This is a genomic window from Paragemmobacter ruber (assembly GCF_009908315.1).
GTDB classification, from domain to species: Bacteria; Pseudomonadota; Alphaproteobacteria; order Rhodobacterales; family Rhodobacteraceae; genus Paragemmobacter; species Paragemmobacter ruber.
Genome location: NZ_JAAATW010000001.1, coordinates 514,410 through 531,016 on the forward strand (window position 1 = coordinate 514,410; position 16,607 = coordinate 531,016).

The 16,607-nt window shown below is 67.7% G+C and carries 18 protein-coding genes; 8 read left to right on the top strand and 10 right to left on the bottom strand.

Annotation, left to right across the window (positions count from 1 at the left end; translation table 11 throughout):
* Positions 1-6 precede the first annotated feature (6 nt).
* The 4 genes from GU920_RS02525 to GU920_RS02540 form a co-directional block, all read right to left on the bottom strand.
* Positions 7-1,761, bottom strand: a complete 1,755-nt coding sequence (locus GU920_RS02525; RefSeq protein WP_161765399.1) for a DUF4153 domain-containing protein — start codon at positions 1,759-1,761, stop codon at positions 7-9.
* A 148-nt stretch (positions 1,762-1,909) separates the two neighbouring features.
* Positions 1,910-3,463: a trimethylamine methyltransferase family protein gene (locus GU920_RS02530; protein WP_161765400.1), complete on the bottom strand. Its 1,554-nt coding sequence runs from the start codon at positions 3,461-3,463 to the stop codon at positions 1,910-1,912.
* A 159-nt stretch (positions 3,464-3,622) separates the two neighbouring features.
* Positions 3,623-4,318, bottom strand: a complete 696-nt coding sequence (locus GU920_RS02535) for an HAD family hydrolase (RefSeq protein ID WP_161765401.1) — start codon at positions 4,316-4,318, stop codon at positions 3,623-3,625.
* Positions 4,319-4,385: 67 nt separating this feature from the next.
* Positions 4,386-4,664, bottom strand: a complete 279-nt coding sequence (locus GU920_RS02540; RefSeq protein WP_161765402.1) for a DUF3572 domain-containing protein — start codon at positions 4,662-4,664, stop codon at positions 4,386-4,388.
* Between the two features lie 123 nt (positions 4,665-4,787).
* Between GU920_RS02540 and GU920_RS02545 the strand changes: the two genes are divergently transcribed.
* Positions 4,788-6,161: a diguanylate cyclase gene (locus GU920_RS02545; RefSeq protein ID WP_161765403.1), complete on the top strand. Its 1,374-nt coding sequence runs from the start codon at positions 4,788-4,790 to the stop codon at positions 6,159-6,161.
* 4 nt (positions 6,162-6,165) lie between these two features.
* Here GU920_RS02545 and GU920_RS02550 read toward each other — a convergent pair whose 3' ends face one another.
* From GU920_RS02550 to GU920_RS02565, 4 genes are all read right to left on the bottom strand, one after another.
* On the bottom strand, positions 6,166-6,699 hold the full coding sequence (locus GU920_RS02550; RefSeq protein ID WP_161765404.1) for a periplasmic heavy metal sensor: 534 nt from the start codon (positions 6,697-6,699) through the stop codon (positions 6,166-6,168).
* 12 nt (positions 6,700-6,711) lie between these two features.
* Positions 6,712-7,092 carry a dihydroorotate dehydrogenase gene (locus tag GU920_RS02555; protein WP_235933003.1) on the bottom strand — a complete coding sequence of 127 codons (381 nt, stop codon included), beginning with the start codon at positions 7,090-7,092 and terminating at the stop codon, positions 6,712-6,714.
* Complete coding sequence (locus tag GU920_RS02560) at positions 7,076-7,678, bottom strand: RNA polymerase sigma factor (protein WP_394351523.1); 603 nt, start codon at positions 7,676-7,678, stop codon at positions 7,076-7,078. Before GU920_RS02560 ends, GU920_RS02555 begins: the two co-directional genes overlap by 17 nt.
* A 110-nt stretch (positions 7,679-7,788) precedes the next feature.
* Positions 7,789-8,334, bottom strand: a complete 546-nt coding sequence (locus GU920_RS02565; protein WP_235933006.1) for an EF-hand domain-containing protein — start codon at positions 8,332-8,334, stop codon at positions 7,789-7,791.
* Between the two features lie 267 nt (positions 8,335-8,601).
* On the opposite strand from GU920_RS02565, the gene GU920_RS02570 reads away from it, so the two are divergent.
* Both GU920_RS02570 and GU920_RS02575 read left to right on the top strand, forming a co-directional pair.
* Entirely contained in the window at positions 8,602-9,015 is a 414-nt protein-coding gene (locus tag GU920_RS02570; protein WP_161765406.1) for a DUF983 domain-containing protein, read from the top strand.
* On the top strand, positions 8,976-9,638 hold the full coding sequence (locus GU920_RS02575; RefSeq protein WP_161765407.1) for an NUDIX hydrolase: 663 nt from the start codon (positions 8,976-8,978) through the stop codon (positions 9,636-9,638). Before GU920_RS02570 ends, GU920_RS02575 begins: the two co-directional genes overlap by 40 nt.
* A 9-nt stretch (positions 9,639-9,647) precedes the next feature.
* Here GU920_RS02575 and GU920_RS02580 read toward each other — a convergent pair whose 3' ends face one another.
* Positions 9,648-10,295 (bottom strand): ImuA family protein, encoded by a 648-nt coding sequence (locus tag GU920_RS02580; protein WP_161765408.1) that lies wholly within the window; start codon positions 10,293-10,295, stop codon positions 9,648-9,650.
* A 101-nt stretch (positions 10,296-10,396) separates the two neighbouring features.
* On the opposite strand from GU920_RS02580, the gene GU920_RS02585 reads away from it, so the two are divergent.
* The 3 genes from GU920_RS02585 (at position 10,397) to GU920_RS02595 (ending at position 12,747) form a co-directional block, all read left to right on the top strand.
* Positions 10,397-11,440 carry an aldo/keto reductase gene (locus GU920_RS02585; protein ID WP_161766492.1) on the top strand — a complete coding sequence of 348 codons (1,044 nt, stop codon included), beginning with the start codon at positions 10,397-10,399 and terminating at the stop codon, positions 11,438-11,440.
* A gap of 225 nt (positions 11,441-11,665) precedes the next feature.
* Positions 11,666-12,217, top strand: coding sequence for a hypothetical protein (locus tag GU920_RS02590; protein ID WP_161765409.1), 552 nt, complete (start codon positions 11,666-11,668; stop codon positions 12,215-12,217).
* Positions 12,214-12,747: a lipocalin family protein gene (locus tag GU920_RS02595; protein ID WP_161765410.1), complete on the top strand. Its 534-nt coding sequence runs from the start codon at positions 12,214-12,216 to the stop codon at positions 12,745-12,747. The genes GU920_RS02590 and GU920_RS02595 overlap by 4 nt, the downstream gene beginning before the upstream one ends.
* A gap of 72 nt (positions 12,748-12,819) precedes the next feature.
* Here GU920_RS02595 and GU920_RS02600 read toward each other — a convergent pair whose 3' ends face one another.
* Positions 12,820-13,680: a helix-turn-helix domain-containing protein gene (locus GU920_RS02600; RefSeq protein ID WP_161765411.1), complete on the bottom strand. Its 861-nt coding sequence runs from the start codon at positions 13,678-13,680 to the stop codon at positions 12,820-12,822.
* Positions 13,681-13,796: 116 nt separating this feature from the next.
* On the opposite strand from GU920_RS02600, the gene GU920_RS02605 reads away from it, so the two are divergent.
* Both GU920_RS02605 and metG read left to right on the top strand, forming a co-directional pair.
* A complete protein-coding gene (locus GU920_RS02605) occupies positions 13,797-14,729 on the top strand; it encodes a fatty acid desaturase (protein WP_161765412.1) in 933 nt (310 codons plus the stop codon).
* Between the two features lie 114 nt (positions 14,730-14,843).
* Positions 14,844-16,562, top strand: a complete 1,719-nt coding sequence (gene metG, locus GU920_RS02610; protein WP_161765413.1) for a methionine--tRNA ligase — start codon at positions 14,844-14,846, stop codon at positions 16,560-16,562.
* Positions 16,563-16,607 lie beyond the last annotated feature (45 nt).

Below are 16,607 nucleotides of genomic sequence, written 5' to 3' on the forward strand. Positions count from 1 at the left end.
AAACCCTTACGGCAGCAGCAAAAGGCCCCCCGCGGCCCCCAGCATGTTCAGAGGGGTGGGCGCGACTGGGGCCGGCGCGTCCTGCAGGGCGGCGATCAGCGCCTCGCCCTCGGCCTGATCGGGCAGGAGGCCCGACATCGCCGCGACTGACCGGCGCTGCACTTCGCCCGCGCGCATCCCCAGCCCTTCATAGCGGATGAAACCCGACGCCTCGCGCAGCAGCACCAGCGCCTCTTCGCCCGGTTCATCCGGCCAGAGGTCGGCCACCACGAAGACGCAGCCCGGCCGATCCCATCCCGGCAGATCGGTGCGGCAGGCATCAATCCAGCTTTGCAATTCCATGGCCGGGATGGCCGCAAGCAGCATGTCCCGCGTGGCGGTGGCGGTGGCGGGTTGCAGGGGCATGACCTGACGCAGGTCGGCCAGCAGCGCCTCGGCCTGTTGGGTGGCGACGGCGGGATCGCCGCTCTCGACGCGCCCGGCGGCATGCGCGGCGAGACGGTCTGCCAATGCGGTCTGCTCCGGTTCCAGCGCCAGCGTGGCCAGCCTGTCCAGCGCCACAGCGCCCGGGCGCCCCCACGCCTCGAGCGCGGCGAGATCGAGTTCAGGCACAGGCAGGCGGCCGGATTCGAAGCGCGCCATCTGCGAACGGGTGGAAATCGCCTCGGCGTTCAGCGCGGGCGTCAGCCACAGCGCGGCAAAGGCCATCCCCGCCGCGGCCATGGCCACATTCGCGCGGCGCACCTGATGCCGCCAGCGCGCGCCCGACAAGGCGGCGCGCAGGTACAAAAGCGCATAACCCGCCGCCAGAACAACGAGCAACGCCCCGAACAGCCGCCCGGGCGTCCAGCCATGCTGATCGACGCGCAGCCACAATGCCCAGCCCGCCAGGGCCACCGGCAGCGGCAGAAGAACGGCCATCACCCGCGCGGCGCGCGGGATCACCGCGCCGATGGGTGCGGTGGCGTCGTCCCGTTCGACCACTGCGCTGATCAGCGTGACCGCCCCTGCCGCCAGAACGAGCAGCGTGACGGTGGCAGAAATCCCTTCGGGAAGGGCGGACAGGCCCTGAACGGGCAGCGCCACGAGGAAGACCGCCATGACAATCAGCAGGGGCAGCGCCAGAAGGCGCAAAAGGCGCAAGACCAGATCCGGCGAGAGGAGATCGACATTTTCGGTGGCCACGGCGATGCCCACCCCCAGTGCGACGCCTGTCACGATCCCAGGCAGCGGCCCACCTTCGGCCATCAGCCAATCCAGAACCCCAAGCCCGACAAGCCCCAAGAGCGCATCGGCCAGCCAGATCAGCCCCCAGATCAACCCGGCGAAGAGCCAGCCCAGCATCACGCGGACCACGATCAGCCAGCTTTCGGTGAACAGCGCCGCGTAGTTCCGCCACCCCGGCCCCGCCGCCACGATCAGGAAGGGCAAGGCCAAGGCAGACAAGACAAAGGCCGCGACGAAAGAGAGCGCCGCGAACTGGAATTCGGCCACGCCAGCGTAGCGCAGCGATGCGAGAAGCAGAAGCATCGCCACGGCCGCCGCCAGTGGCGCGGCCCCAGCCATGGCCCTGCGCAGTGTGAGAGGCCCCGCCATCGCCAGCGTCCCCCCGAAGAAGACCACCGCGAGCGCGCTGAGGAAGAAGATCACACGGTCGGGCAGATCCCCGCGCAGGCCCAATTGGCCAAGAAGCCATAGCGAGAGCCCCGCCACGGCCCCGATCAGCGCCAGCCGACCGCGCCTTTGCATCTGATCTTCCATCCACCCGACCCCTCTGGAGGGCGACCCGACTCCGCAGGTCTTCCCGGTATCAGGCTAACCTGCGGGCATCCGTGGGAAAAGGGCAAAGCGATCACCGGGGTGGGCAGTCGTTGCCGGGCGCGTGTCCGAAGGGCGCGTGTCTGGTGGATCAGAAATCCGTGGGCGCGCCGCCCTCTTGCTTGCGGCGGGCGACGAAGCGGCGCAGTTCCTCTTGCGCGGTGGCGTCCATGGCGGGTGCCTCGAATTCATCAAGGATCTGCTTGTAGATCCGGTGGGCGCGTTCGGGTGTCCAGACCGAACCATCCTGCTGCCACGCCTCGTAGTTGCGCCAGTCGCTGACGAAGGGCGCGTAGAAGGCCGTGGAATAGCGTTCCTGCGTGTGCTGGCAGCCGAAGTAATGCCCGCCTGCGCCCACTTCGCGGATTGCATCGAAGGCCAGATCATCCTCGTCCGTGGCGAAGGTCACCTCTTCGAAATAGCGCTGGATCATCTGCAGCACTTCGCAATCCATCACGAATTTCTCGGGGCTGGCGATCAGGCCGCCTTCCAGCCATCCGGCGGCGTGATAGACCATGTTCGTGCGGCTTTGCACGGCGGCCCAGAGGCTGTTTGACGTCTCCCACATCGCCTGCCCGTCCGGGATGTTTGCCGCGCAGACGCCCGACGACCGCAGGGGCAGCTTGTAAAAGCGCACCAGTTGCCCGGTCATCTGCGTGGCGCGCATGTATTCCGGCGTGCCGAAGGCGGGCGCGCCGGATTTCATATCGACGTTCGAGGTGAAGGTGCCGATCGCCACGGGGCAGCCGGGCGCGATGTATTGCAGAAGGGCGATGGCGGCCAGCGCCTCGGCCAGCGACAGGGCCACGGCGCCCGCCATCGTCACCGGGGCCATCGCGCCCGCAAGCGTGAAGGGCGTGACCACCACGGGCTGCCCCCGCTTGGCCAGACGCATCGCGCCATCGAGCATCGGGAAATCGTGCTTGAGCGGGCTGACCGAGTTGATGTTGGTATACATCCGCGGCTTGGCGCGGAATTCCTCTTCCGTCAGGCCGCCCGCGATGCGCGTCATCTCCATCACGTCTTCCACCCGCTCTGCCCCGAGCGAATAGGCGTGGACGACCTTGTCGGTCAGTGTGAGCTTTTCATAAAGGCAGTCGAGGTGACGCACCGACGGGTGGATGTCGATGGGTTCGACAGGATAGCCGCCCGCGATGTGGATGCAGTTGAAATACTGCGTCAGCTTCATGAATTCCTTGAACGTCTCGAAATCGCCCGAGCGTTTGCCACGCTCCAGATCCCACGCGTTGGGGGGAGAGGAGACGTTGACGAAGACCATGTGCTTGCCGCCGATGATCAGCTCGCGGTCGGGATTGCGCGGGGTGATGGTGAATTCGGACGGCGCATGCGACAGCATCTCCATCACGAAGGGTTCGTCCATCCGCACGTTGGTGCCATCGACCTTGCAGCCCGCACGCTTCAGATGCGCCACGGCATCGGGATTCAGGAATTCGATCCCGATGTCCCTGAGGATGCGCATCGCCGTCTTGTGGATGCGCTGCACGCCATCGGCATCCAGCGGTTCCACCGGCGCGTCGGGGTTGACGGGGATGCGCCACGGCATCTGGTCGATGACCGCCGTTCCGGCCCGCTGCTTGTTGCCTGCACGTCCCCCGGCGCGGCGTTTGCGTGGCTCTTCGTTCATGGCACCCTCCGTCGGGCGAACCGGCCCGCTTTTCGCCAACATGACGAAGCGGCGCGGCAAAGGACACTCTGCCGACGACGCGGTTATGTCGTTTTTTGCAGGCGCCCTGCGGCGCGCTGTGACGAAAGGGCGGTGGGCGCCGCCGCAGCGGCGCGCAAATCAGGCGGACAGACCGTCGATCCACGCCGCGAGATGGCCGATGTCGGGCAGCACGGCATCGGCATGGGGGGCAAGGTCTGCCGCGCCGGCAATGCCGGTGAGCACGGCCACGACCCGCATGCCGGCGGCGCGACCGGCTTCCAGATCGTGGCGGCTGTCACCCACCATCACCACCCGCTCCGGCGCAAGCCCAAGCTGGCGCGCGAAGGCCGCGCACATGCCCGGGCCCGGCTTTGGCCCGTGGCCGCTGTCGTAGCCCGCCACATAGTCAAACAGGGCAGAGATGCCATGCGCGGCCAGATGGGCGTGTGCGGTCACCTCGACGTCGTTGGTGGCCAACCCGATCTTGAGCCCGCGGTTGCGCAGATCGCCCAGAACGGCAGGCAGGTCCACCGCGGGCAGCATGGGCGCGCCTTCGGCCATGCGGTTCATGCGATCTTCCAGATCCTTGGCCTGCGACCCCGGCACCTGTGCAGCCAAGGCTGCGGCGATTTCGGCCGAAGTTCCTGCGATCACAACGCTGTCCGGCGCGAAACGCTGGGCGACAGGATCAAAGCCGATGGCCGCCCCCAGTTGCGCGGCGGGAAGCCCCGTTTCCTTGGCCAAGACCTCGACCAGCCGCAGCGCCCAGGCGCCCCAGCTGGCGCGGAAATCGAACAGGGTTCCGTCCTTGTCGAAGATCACGCCGTCAATCACGCCCCGCACTCCCTGCCCTGTTGCCGTTCCGCCCGCCATCCATGCCCGCCTTCGCGGGCGCTGGCAATCATGTCCAATGCAGCGCCTGCCCGCCGGGCAGGGCCGCGCGCGCCTGCATCGGCATGGCATAGGCGAGCCCCGCCGCATCGCAGAAGGCGATGATGCGCGCATCCTCTTGCAGCAGGAAATCCAGCACGGCGGCCAGGAATTCGGGCCGTCCCGCCGCCTCGGCCACCGCGACGGGCGTGGCACCCGTGGCGCCAAGAAAAGCGCCGAACATGTCGTCTTGACCCGCCAGCCAGCCCAGCGCCTGCAGGGCCAGAGTTTCCGCCGCCTCGACCTTCATCGCCGCTCCTTCCAGTTTTCTTCAACTTGCATCCGCTTTGGAAAGATTCCGTTAACACCTTGGTAACGGTTCCTGAACCACACTGCACCGCAGCGTAGCAGGGACCGACCGTCAAGACACGCCATGGCAGGCAAGATATTGATCGTAGATGACGTGGCGACGAACCGCATCGTTCTGAAGGTGCGGCTCGGGGCTGTGTTTCATGAAACCTTCATCGCTGCTGACGGCGCAGGCGCCTTGCGGCAGGTGCGGGAGCGGCGGCCCGATCTTCTGCTTCTTGATCTTGAACTGCCGGACATGGACGGGATCGCCGTGCTGCACGCCCTGCGCGCCGATCCGACCAGCCGCGACCTGCCCGTGATCGTCCATACCGCGACGACCAATCCCGAGGCGCGGCTGGCCGCGCTGCGCGCCGGGGCCGATGACGTGATCGCAAAACCCGCCGATGACCAGCTTTTGCTGGCGCGCATCCGCAGTTTGTTGCGGCGGCGCGATCCGACCGAGGCCGGGCAAGGGCCGCTCTTGACCCTGCAGGAACAGGCGGCGCCTTTCGATTGGCCCGGCATTGTTGCGCTGACGGCCTTTCGGCCCGAGGCCGGCCCGCGCCTGCGCCGCGCCCTTACCCCGCTGGTGCCGCATCGGCTTACGCTGTTCGGGCGGGCGGCTGCACTGGGCGGTGACGCCGCTGCAGGCGGCGGTGATGCGGGTCTGTCCGGGCAGCCGGATGCCTATCTGATCGACGGGACCGGCGACAGCGCCGGTGCCGCCTTTGGCATGCTGTCAGAGCTTCGCGCCGATCCCGACAGCCGCCATGCGGGGATCGCCCTCTTGACCGACGGGGCGGCGGGCGCGGCCATGGCCTTTGATCTGGGCGCGGATGATGCCATCAGCCCGGATGTGCCGGATGCCGAACTTGCCCTGCGGCTGAGCGTTCTGGTGGCACGGACGCGGGCCGAGGCGAACCGCCGCGCGTCACTGCGTGACAATATCCGCCTTGCGATGACCGATCCCCTGACCGGGCTATTCAACCGCCGCTACGCCCTGCGGCGCATGGGCGAGATGTCGGTGCTGGCGGTGGACAGCGGCGCCGGGCCCGCAGTGATGGTCATTGATATCGACCGTTTCAAAGAGGTGAATGACCGCCACGGCCATGCCGCGGGCGACGCTGTTCTGGTGGAGGTGGCGGCCCGGCTGTCGGCCGGGCTGGCGCCGGGCGACCTGATCGCCCGGATCGGGGGGGAAGAGTTCCTGATCGCCCTGCCGAACCGGGACATTCGCGAAGCGCAGGCGCAGGCGCATGCCCTGTGCGCGGCGATCCATGACCGGCCCATCCCGCTGCCCGGCGGGGATCAGGTCGGGCTTACGATTTCGATCGGGCTGGCCATGGCCCGACCGGGTAGCCTGCCGGACGAGGCGATCGACCGCGCGGACCGGGCGCTGCTGGCGGCCAAGATGCAGGGCCGCAATCGCGTGATCGTCGGTCGGTCCGCCGCGTGATCGGTCAGGGCGCGTCCGCGCCATTGGCCGGTCGTCCCTGACCTCCGCCCCGGCGCAGGCGCTGTTCCAGACGATCGGCAAAGGCTGCGCGTTCCTCTGGCGACATCATGGCCAGACGTTCGATCAGGAGTTCGCGGCCGATCTCGATCCGGCGCGCCATGCGGCCCTGCTGGCTGTCCATCACCGCCTGAAGCGTGGCCGCGTCGAAGGGTTCGCGCCTGAGCACCCCGAGCAGGGTTTCCAAATCCGCCCGGATCTCTTGGCGGATTTCGCGCATCTCGGGCGCACGGGCCACGAATTCGCGGCGCAGCGCCTCGCGGTCACGGGGTGAGAGTGCCTCGGTGAAGGGGCCGAAATCCAGGTCGCGCACCACCCGCCCCCGGGGATCACCATCGCGCAGAAGCGCCCCGGCCACGACGCCCACCACCAGCAGGTTGAGGGCAACCGACAGCGCCAGCGCGATGCGCAGGCCCTTGCCAGACCGGGCGGGCGGGGAGGCGGGCGGGGGTGCGGCTGGGGTGGAAGTCGTCTGTGTCATGTCGCTCATGGTTCAGTTCCCGACGAGAAAGCCGTCAACACTGGGGACAAGTTCCACCGTCTCCAGCGGGGAGCCCAGCATCGCATCCTCCAGCGTTGCAAGGTTGCTGGGCTGGGCAAAGCCGATGAGCAGGCCCGCTGCCGCCGCCGTTCCCATGCCCGCCAAGGCCCCTGCCCCGCCGAACAGCGCTGCCAGCCGCGACCACAGCCCCCCCGCCGCCGCGGCAGGCGGGCGCATCAGGGGTGCAGTGTGCGGGCGTGGCTGCGCATCCAGACCATCGGCCAGAACCCGATCCAGCAGCGCCGCCGAGGGGCGCACCGGCATGTGGCGGGCCGTGGCAAAGAGATCTTCGAGATCATCTTGCGCGCGCATCGGATCAATCCTCGTCTTCATAGCCCAACTCCTCGCGCCGTCCGGCCAGAATGGCCGACAGCGCCCGTTTTCCGCGGGCGGTCAGACTTTCGACCGCCTCCACGCCAATGTCCATCACCGCCGCGATTTCGGGGTTGGTGAGGCCCTCGATATGGCGCAGCACGACCGCCTGTCGCTGCCGGTCGGGCAGCGCATCTAGCGCGGCCTGCAGCGCGGCCATGCGGTCGGCCTCGATCATCCCGGCCACGGCGCCGGGGCCGCCATCGGCCATCTCGGGCGCGGCCTCGAGCGCGGTCACGGGGCGGCGCTTGCGGCTGCGCAGCCGATCGGTGCACAGATTGGTGACCACACGGTAGAGCCATGTTGTCACCTGCGCCTCGCCGCTGCGCCAGCCCGGGGCGGCACGCCAAAGCCGCAGCATCGCCTCCTGCGCCACATCCTCGGCCTCGGCCGCGTCGCCCAGAAGCCGCGCCGCATAGCCAAGCGCGCGCGGCACCAGACGCAGCGTGAGAGCCCGCGCCGCTGCCGGATCGCCCGCAGCGTAACGGTCCAGCAGGGCCGCATCGGTGTGTTGCGCCAGTTGCTCCAGCTGCATGTCGCGGGGCATGTCCATCCTGCATCGGGCCTGCATCGGATCCCGGATCGGGATTATCGCGTCCGATCCTGTCCTGCAAACCCCGCGCGCCCTTGGGACAAGGCGCGCGGGGTGCGGTGTCATCAATCGCGCGGGAACCAGCCGCCGTGATCGCCGCGGCCATGGCCGTGACCGCGGCCCTTGCCGTGGTTTTCGCGCATCTCGGCCATGCGTTCGCGGGCTGCCTGCACCTCGGCCTCGGTCAGCGCACCGTCGCCATCGGTATCGGCGCGACCGAAGAGCCGTTCGGGACCCGGCGGCGTTGCCAGTTCCGCCACGGTCAACAGCCCGTCCCCATCCGCATCATGACGCTCGATCATGCGGGTGGCCATCCTGTCGGCCCGCGCCTGCATCCGTGCCATATGCATCGCCGACAGTTCCGCCGCCGACAGCTTGCCATCCTGATCGGTATCGACGCCGGTCACGCGAGCGGCGCGGAAGGCCTCCATCTCGGCGGCGGTGATCTTGCCGTCCTTGTCGGCATCGAGCGTGGCGAAATCAAATCCGCCGATATCCATATCGGGGGCCATCTCTGCCTGATCGGCGGCCGGGGCTTCGGCCTCTTGTGCCCGCACGGCGGTGGACAGGGCCGCGCCCGTCACGGCCACGACCGCGAGAATAGACAGCATGCTGCGTGTCATCATCATCTTGTTCGGCATTTCACCGGTCTCCTGGTGATTGGGGGCAGGCCAATCCTGCCGCCCTTCTGATCCTTCAAACGCTGGAAGGCGCGGTTTCCGTCGCGGGGCGCGAGACAAACCTTGCGCGGATTTCCGCGGCCGCCCCGGTCTGTGGCGATCTGTCCCCTCCCACCGCGCGGTTCGGAAGAGTAGGAACAGACGTCCCGCGCAGCCCCGCGCGGGATCGCCCCACCGCTCAATCCACAGGATCGCCAGATGCCCGACGGACAGTTTCCGAAAGATGACCTGCGCGACGACCTGCCGGAGGAGCGCCCGCTGCGCCCGGCCGTGATGCGCGGCTGGCGGCGGCGCTGCCCCTGCTGCGGATCCGGGCCGCTGCTGCGCGGGTATCTGACCGTGCGGGAAAGCTGCCCTGTCTGTGGCGAGGCGTTGCATCACCAGCGCGCCGATGACGGCCCGGCCTATCTGACGATCCTGATCGTGGGGCATGTGCTGGGGCCGCTGATGCTGTGGGTCTTTACGCGGTGGCGGCCCGATCCGCTGGTGCTGGCCAGCATCTTCTCGGTTGGCACGGTGGCGATGTCGCTTTACCTTCTGCCCCGGCTGAAGGGGGCCTTGGTGGCGCTGCAATGGGCGAAACGGATGCACGGGTTCGGGGGCAAGGCGTGACAGGACCGGGGCCGGACGCGGAACCGATCCGCCCGGCCGCGACGACCGTGCTGCTGCGCCGCACCGACACGGGGCCGCAGGTCCTGATGGGGCAGCGCGGTGCGGGGGCGGTGTTCATGCCGTCCAAATACGTCTTTCCCGGCGGCGGGGTAGACCCCGCCGATCATCAGGCCCTGACGCCTGGCCTTTTGGGGGAACCCTGCCTGTCGCGGCTGGCGCAGCACCTGCCCGATGGCGCGCCCCCGCCCGCGGCATTGGCCGCGGCCGCCCTGCGCGAACTGTCCGAAGAGACGGGGCTATCCCTTGCCCCGACCGCCGAACCGGCACTGCGCTTCATATTCCGCGCCATCACGCCGCCGGGCCGGTCGCGCCGGTTCGATGCGCGCTTCTTCCTGATCGAGGCCAGCCGCATCGCAGGCGATCCCGAGGATTTCAGCGCCGCCTCGGACGAGCTGTCGCATCTGCACTGGATCGGAACCGATGCGGCGCGCGCGCTCGACCTGCCCTTCATCACCGAGGTGGTGCTGGCCGAGATCGGCGCATTGGCCGCCGGCCGCCCGGATCAGGGTGTGCCCTTCTTCGACAATTCCGGCCCCGTTCCGACCTTTCGCAGGCTGGCCTGAGCGCAGGGCTTACACCGCCACCGGCTCCAGCAGCGCCGCATCATCGCTGCGCCGCAGATGCCATGCGGCGGGCGGGGCGATGCGCGCCCGTTCGCGCGTCAGATGCCAGACCTGGCCCGGGTCCTTCTGCAGCGTCGATGGCGCAGGCAGGGGGCGCATCCGCCAGCGGCTTTCCACCCCGGGCGCGCCCCCCTCGCCCGCCGTCAGCAGGATGCCCAAAGGCGCGGTGCCATGGCCTGAATGATGCGTCACCTCTGCCCCCGCTTCGGCGGCCAGATGCAGCCGCCGCACCGGCGTGAGCGCGGGCAGGGTGGGCAGTTCGGCCACCACCAGCGGCACCGCACCGCAGCGCAGCGCCTCTTCCATCGCCCAGAGCGCCTCTTCCACCCGCCGCACCCGGACCGCGATGATCCGCCCCGGATCGGCAAAACGCGCCACCCCGTCGGGAAACAGCCGCTCCATCTGCCAGCTGGGGCTGATCCAGATCACCGGCCCCGTCCCTGCCCCCATCACCTGAACCGCCAGTGCCACCCGCGCCGGACCGCAGAATTCATGCACCCGTCCGCGTGCAATCCCGATGCCCGCCGCCGCCCCGCCGGGCATCGGCTGCATCCCCCGCGGGCGCGGGCCATGGCTGGACAGGATCGGCAGACTCATGCTTCACAAGCTACCTTGTTCACCATATGTTCTCAAGCCCGCCCCTTGCCCCTGCCGGTCACAGGGCTAGGCTTCCCCGGCGCGACCAGAAGGAAGAGATGATGCAAACGACCCGCCTCGGCACCAGTGACCTGACCGTATCCCGGCTCTGCCTCGGCACCATGACATGGGGCAGCCAGAACAGCGAAGCCGAAGGTCATGCCCAGATGGATATGGCGCTCGATCATGGCTGCACCTTCTGGGACACGGCCGAGATGTACCCCGTGAACCCCGTCAGCGCCGAAACCGCCGGCCGCACGGAAGAGATCATGGGCACATGGTTGGCCTCGCGCGGCGGGCGCGACCGGCTGGTGATCGCGACCAAGATCACCGGCGAGGGGCAAAAGGCCGTGCGCGATGGCGCCCCCATCACCGGCGCCAGCTTCCGCGCCGCCGTGGAAGGGTCGCTCCGCCGCCTGCAGACGGATGTGATCGACCTCTATCAGCTGCACTGGCCCAACCGGGGCAGCTATCACTTCCGCCAGATCTGGGGCTATGATCCCCGCCCGCTCGACCGGGCCGAGGTCACCGATCACATGCTCGACATCCTGCGCACCGCCGATGACCTGATCCGTGCGGGCAAGTTGCGCCACATCGCGCTGTCCAATGAATCCGTCTGGGGCACGGCGCGCTGGCTGCATCTGGCCGAGCTTCACAACCTGCCGCGCGTGATCAGCGTGCAGAACGAATACTCGCTTCTCTGCCGCCAGTTCGACAGCGACTGGGCCGAACTCTCGGTGGCCGAAAACCTGCCGCTTCTGGCCTTCTCGCCGCTCGCCACGGGCCTGCTGACGGGGAAATATGCCGGCGACGTGATCCCCGAAGGATCGCGCCGCAGCGTGAACCCGCAATTGGGCGGCCGCATCACGCCGCGCGTCTTCCCGGCTGTCGCCGCCTATATGGGCATCGCCACGCGGCACGGGCTGGACCCGGCACAGATGGCCATTGCCTTCTGCCTGCAGCGGCCATTCCCCTGCATCCCGATCTTCGGGGCCACCACACTCGACCAGCTGCGCGTGGCCCTTGGCGCCGCCGAGGTGACCCTGTCCGACGCGGTGCTGGCCGAGATCGACCTCGCGCATCGCGACCATCCCCAGCCCTATTGACGCGCCCGCCCTGCGGCGATTCCCCGCAAGCCACAGCGGCCCGGCAAGGCGGAAGGGGGATGGGGCCTTTCTCGCTGCCCCCTTCATCTTGGCAAAAAATACCCCGGGGGTCCGGGGGCTGGCCCCCGGTCGCGGTCTGCCGATTGTGACCCGGGCAAAGGGATGCGGGCTTGCAACCACGCGCGGCTTCTGCCCTTCTGCCGCCATGCCATCGCAGGATCCCTGATGCGCCGTGCCATGCTCACCTTCCTCCTCGCCCTGCCCTTGCTGGCGGCCTGTCAGTTGTCGCTGCCGGGAAGCGATCGCCGCGCGGCGCCCACGGCAGATGTGACGGGCGGCACGATCACGACGACATCGCTCGATGCCGCCCCTGCGCCGTCGGATCTGGATCCTTCCGCGCCGGATCCCGCCATCGCGACGGAGCGCCCGGCCGCGGCAGAGGCAGAGGTCACAGCGGATGCGCCCCCGGGCGAACCGCCCGCAGACGCGGCCGGGGCGCCGCCCGGGGATGCGGTGCCACCCGCACCCGTGGTGACCAAATCACCCAGCCAGATCGCCTGCGAAGACGATGACGGCATCTGGGCGCGGGCCGGATCGGGGGGTGGCATGGCCTGCGTGCGGACCACCCGCGATGCGGGCCGGCAATGCAGCAGCAAGACCGACTGCCAAGGGGAATGTCTGGCACGATCGCGCACCTGTGCGCCGGTCCAGCCCCTGTTCGGCTGCAACGCGGTGTTGATGGACAACGGGGCGGAGGTCAATCTGTGCATCGAATGATCCTGCCCCCGATCCTGGTGCTGATCCTGCTGCCGATCCTGCTGCTGGCGGCTTGCGCACCACAGGCAACGCGGATCGACGGGTTCCGCAGCAAGGGGCCGATCTATTCCAACGCGGTGCTGGATCTGACCGCGCTCGCCGGGCGCTGGACGCAGGTTGCGGCTTTCTCTGCCACCGGCGCAGCGGGCTGCGCGCCCGGCGCGGCAGACTTCACGGCGGCACCCGGCGGGCTGGTGCTGTCTGGGCGACTTTGCCTGAACGGGGAAAGCCTGTCCTATCGCGGACCGATGGCCTTTACCGGCCCTGGGCGGCTGACCCCGGCCGCCCGCGCGCCCCAACCGCTGGATCGCGAATGGTGGGTGCTCTGGGCCGATACGGACCTGCGCACGGTGGTGATCGGCACCCCGGATGGCAGCTTCGGCTTCATCCTGAACCGTGGCGGCGCCTTGCCTGCGGATCGCCTCGTCGCTGCGCGCGAGATCCTTGACTGGAACGGCTATGACATCGGACGGCTGGCCCTGTTCCGCTAGCGCCTGCGGCACGGCCGGGCCTGATGCGGCATCCGTCCTATGCCCTGGACGCGCGCGGCGCGCCGTCAGCGGTCAGCGCAGAACCCGATCCCGCAGCGTTTCGAGATGGGCCGGCACGTCACGGGCGCTGAAGGCGGCTTCCTTCACCAGCCAGTCGAAATGCTGGCTGATCTGTTCCACGCGGGCGGTATCGCGAAACGCAAGGTAATGGCGGCCGAGATAGACCACGGCGAGAAGCGGCCCGAACACCGTCACGGGCGACGAGAACACCCGCTGCGCGTCGAATAGATATAGCCGCAACGATGGGTAAAGCTGCCGCGTCAGGTGGATCAGACGATCCATCTGTTCGGCGCGCGTCCGTGCGGGCAGCCCCTCGTAATAGCCCGTCCCATCGGCAAAGGCGGTCAGCTCGTGCAGGGGCAGCGCGATTTCATAGTCGGAGCGGGCGCTGCGCATCCATTGCAAGCGATCCTCGAAGGCACCCAGCGCCTGTTCCGCCGTCCGGCCGAGTTGGGGGCGGTATTCCCATTCCACCATGGCGCGGGTCTTCAGCATGTCGGGCAGGGTCGCGGGCACATGCCGGATCTTGTATCCGGCCGCTTCGCGATGCCAGTTGAAGATCGCCTCGTCCATCAGAGCGCGGGGGGCCTCGGTCACCGTCAAGCTGGTGGCGAGCAGATCGGCGATGGGCTCCGGACGCCCCGTCAGGCCCAGCAGCCAATCGGCGGAAATGCCAAGGACCTGCGCGCAATCCGCCGCAAGCTGGGCGTTCGGCAGGCGCGTCCCCGGAGCCAGCAGTTGCGACAGGGTGGAACGGTCCACCCCCACCGCGCGGGCCAGCGCGGCCCGCGTCACGCCCCGATCAGCCATCGCCTCGGCCAGCCGGGCGCGGAAGAGTTCGGCCCGGTCGCGCTTGTCCAATTTGGTCTGCATTGGTGATTTTTCCCACCAAAATTGAGAAAACGTTTCCAATCTTCCGAATTCTACACCCGCCTTGCAAGTGCTAGCGTTCCTGCAAGCAGAACAACACCTTGGAAGTCCCCGTCATCTTGCGCGCCCGTGCTCCCGCCGTCGAATGGCCGACGCTTCTGTTGCTGATTGCCACCTATGGCGTCTGGGCCATCGGAACCACCGCTGCCTTTCACCTGCATCCCGCCTTGGGGATCGTGATCACCGGGATCAGCATCGCGCAGTTTTCGTCGCTGCAGCATGAGATATTGCATGGCCATCCGTTCCGGTCGCGCCGCGTGAACGAGGCGCTGGCCTTTCCAGCGCTGACGCTGACCGTGCCCTATGGCCGCTTTCGCGACACCCACCTTGCCCATCACCATGATCCGGTCCTGACCGATCCCTATGATGACCCGGAGTCGAACTATCTCGATCCGGTTGTCTGGGCGCGCGTGCCGGGGTGGCTGCAATGCATCTACCGCATCAACAACACGCTGGCCGGACGGGTGGTGGTTGGATCGCTGCTGGGCAACATCCGCTGGCTGGTCATCGAATGGGGCGGCATCCGGCGCAATCTGCCGGGGCTACGGCGCGACTGGGCGCTGCATCTGGCCGGTCTGGTGCCGGTGGTGGCCTGGCTGTGGATGGCCGCAATGCCGTGGTGGGGCTATCTTCTGGCGGCCTGGCTGGGCCACGCCTTGCTCAAGATCCGCACCTTCCTTGAACACCGCGCGCATGAGATGGCCCGCGCCCGGACCGTGGTGGTCGAGGATCGCGGCCCGCTCGCCCTGCTGTTTCTGAACAACAATCTGCATGTCGTGCATCACATGCATCCGCAGGTGCCGTGGTATCGGCTTCCCGCGCTCTATGCCGCGAACCGCGACCATTACCTGCGTCGCAACGAGGGGTATCTCTACCGCTCCTACATGGATGTGTTCCGGACGCATTTCTTCCGGGCCAAGGACCCTGTTCCGCATCCCTTGATGCCGGGACCAGAGACAGAGGGTGCCGCAGACAAGGTACAGGCGGCCTGACACGGCGCGCGGGCGGGAAAAAACCCGCCGGTCGGCCCGGGGCCTTTGCTTGGGTCTGGCCCTTGTCCCGGCTGCACGCTAAACAGCGCGCGCATCGGGACGAAAGGCGCATCCATGGCACGGATTCTGATCACCTCCGCCATCCCTTACATCAACGGGATCAAGCATCTGGGCAACCTCGTGGGCAGCCAGCTGCCCGCCGATCTGTTCGCCCGCTACATGCGCGCCCGGGGGCATGAGGTGATGTTCATCTGCGCCACCGACGAACACGGCACCCCGGCCGAGCTTGCCGCCGCCAAGGCGGGCAAACCGGTCGAGGTCTATTGCGCCGAGATGCACGCCGTTCAGGCGGATCTCGCGCGCGGCTTCCGGCTGTCTTTCGATCATTTCGGGCGGTCCTCCAGCCAGCGCAACCACCGGCTGACGCAGCATTTCGCCGGCCGTCTGGCCGAAAACGGCCTGATTGCGGAAGTGTCGGAAAAGCAGGTCTTTTCCATCGACGACAACCGCTTCCTGCCCGACCGCTACATCACCGGCACCTGCCCCAATTGCGGGTATGAGGCGGCACGCGGCGACCAGTGCGAGAATTGCACCAAGCAGCTTGATCCGACCGACCTGATCAACCCCCGCTCTTCCATCTCCGGTTCCACCAACCTCGAGGTGCGGGAAACCAAACACCTCTACCTGCGCCAGCGCGCCCTAAAAGACAAGCTGGAGGCATGGATCGACAGCAAGACCGACTGGCCGATCCTGACCACCTCCATCGCCAAGAAATGGCTGAATGACGGTGATGGCTTGCAGGATCGCGGCATCACCCGCGATCTCTACTGGGGCATCCCGGTGAAGAAGGGCAGCGAAGACTGGCCCGGCATGGAAGGCAAGGTCTTCTATGTCTGGTTCGATGCCCCCATCGAATATATCGCAGGCACCGCCGAATGGGCCGATGCCAACGGTCTGCCCGATGCCGCATGGGAACGCTGGTGGCGCACCGACAAGGGCGCCGCGGACGTGACCTATTATCAGTTCATGGGCAAGGACAACGTCCCTTTCCACACCCTGTCCTTCCCCGCCACCATCCTCGGGTCGGGCGAGCCGTGGAAGCTGGTGGATTACCTCAAATCCTTCAATTACCTCAATTATGACGGCGGCCAATTCTCCACCAGCCAAGGTCGGGGCGTCTTCATGGATCAGGCCCTGTCGATCCTGCCCGCCGATTACTGGCGCTGGTGGCTTCTGTCGCATGCGCCCGAAAACTCTGACAGCGAGTTCACATGGGACAATTTCCAGGCATCGGTGAACAAGGACCTCGCCGATGTGCTGGGCAATTTCGTCAGCCGCGTGACGAAGTTCGCCAAATCCAAACTCGGCGAAACCATTCCGGCGGGCGGGGATTTCGGCCCGGCTGAGGCGGCCCTGATCACCGATCTCAGCACCCGCATCCGCGACTACGAAACCCTGATGGCGCAGATGGAGGTCCGCAAGGCCGCCGCCGAACTGCGTGCGATCTGGGTGATCGGCAACGAATACCTGCAATCCGCCGCCCCCTGGTCCGCCGTCAAGACCGATCCCGCGCGGGCCGAGGCGATCGTGCGCCTCTCGCTTAACCTGATCCGCGTCTATGCGATCCTGTCGCAGCCCTTCATCCCGGACGCCGCCGCCACCATGATGCAGGCGATGGGGTCCGACGATTGGTCATGGCCCGAAGACGTGCCCGCCGCGCTCAACGCCCTGCCGGCCGGGCATCACTTCACCGTCCCCGAAAACCTCTTCCGCAAGATCACGGATGAGGAACGGGCAGACTGGCAGCAGAAGTTCTCGGGCGTCCGGACCTGACATCCGGCTTCATCTTGGCCCAAATACCCTCAGGGGGAGGCGCCC

Excerpts from the sequence above, each read along its gene's own strand:
- GU920_RS02525 (WP_161765399.1), bottom strand. The coding sequence starts at position 1,761 with ATGGAAGATCAGATGCAAAGGCGCGGTCGGCTGGCGCTGATCGGGGCC.
- GU920_RS02530 (WP_161765400.1), bottom strand. The coding sequence starts at position 3,463 with ATGAACGAAGAGCCACGCAAACGCCGCGCCGGGGGACGTGCAGGCAAC.
- GU920_RS02540 (WP_161765402.1), bottom strand. The coding sequence starts at position 4,664 with ATGAAGGTCGAGGCGGCGGAAACTCTGGCCCTGCAGGCGCTGGGCTGG.
- GU920_RS02545 (WP_161765403.1), top strand. The coding sequence starts at position 4,788 with ATGGCAGGCAAGATATTGATCGTAGATGACGTGGCGACGAACCGCATC.
- GU920_RS02550 (WP_161765404.1), bottom strand. The coding sequence starts at position 6,699 with ATGACACAGACGACTTCCACCCCAGCCGCACCCCCGCCCGCCTCCCCG.
- GU920_RS02555 (WP_235933003.1), bottom strand. The coding sequence starts at position 7,092 with ATGAAGACGAGGATTGATCCGATGCGCGCGCAAGATGATCTCGAAGAT.
- GU920_RS02560 (WP_394351523.1), bottom strand. The coding sequence starts at position 7,678 with ATGCCCCGCGACATGCAGCTGGAGCAACTGGCGCAACACACCGATGCG.
- GU920_RS02565 (WP_235933006.1), bottom strand. The coding sequence starts at position 8,334 with ATGCTGTCTATTCTCGCGGTCGTGGCCGTGACGGGCGCGGCCCTGTCC.
- GU920_RS02570 (WP_161765406.1), top strand. The coding sequence starts at position 8,602 with ATGCCCGACGGACAGTTTCCGAAAGATGACCTGCGCGACGACCTGCCG.
- GU920_RS02575 (WP_161765407.1), top strand. The coding sequence starts at position 8,976 with ATGGGCGAAACGGATGCACGGGTTCGGGGGCAAGGCGTGACAGGACCG.
- GU920_RS02580 (WP_161765408.1), bottom strand. The coding sequence starts at position 10,295 with ATGAGTCTGCCGATCCTGTCCAGCCATGGCCCGCGCCCGCGGGGGATG.
- GU920_RS02585 (WP_161766492.1), top strand. The coding sequence starts at position 10,397 with ATGCAAACGACCCGCCTCGGCACCAGTGACCTGACCGTATCCCGGCTC.
- GU920_RS02590 (WP_161765409.1), top strand. The coding sequence starts at position 11,666 with ATGCGCCGTGCCATGCTCACCTTCCTCCTCGCCCTGCCCTTGCTGGCG.
- GU920_RS02595 (WP_161765410.1), top strand. The coding sequence starts at position 12,214 with ATGATCCTGCCCCCGATCCTGGTGCTGATCCTGCTGCCGATCCTGCTG.
- GU920_RS02600 (WP_161765411.1), bottom strand. The coding sequence starts at position 13,680 with ATGCAGACCAAATTGGACAAGCGCGACCGGGCCGAACTCTTCCGCGCC.
- metG (WP_161765413.1), top strand. The coding sequence starts at position 14,844 with ATGGCACGGATTCTGATCACCTCCGCCATCCCTTACATCAACGGGATC.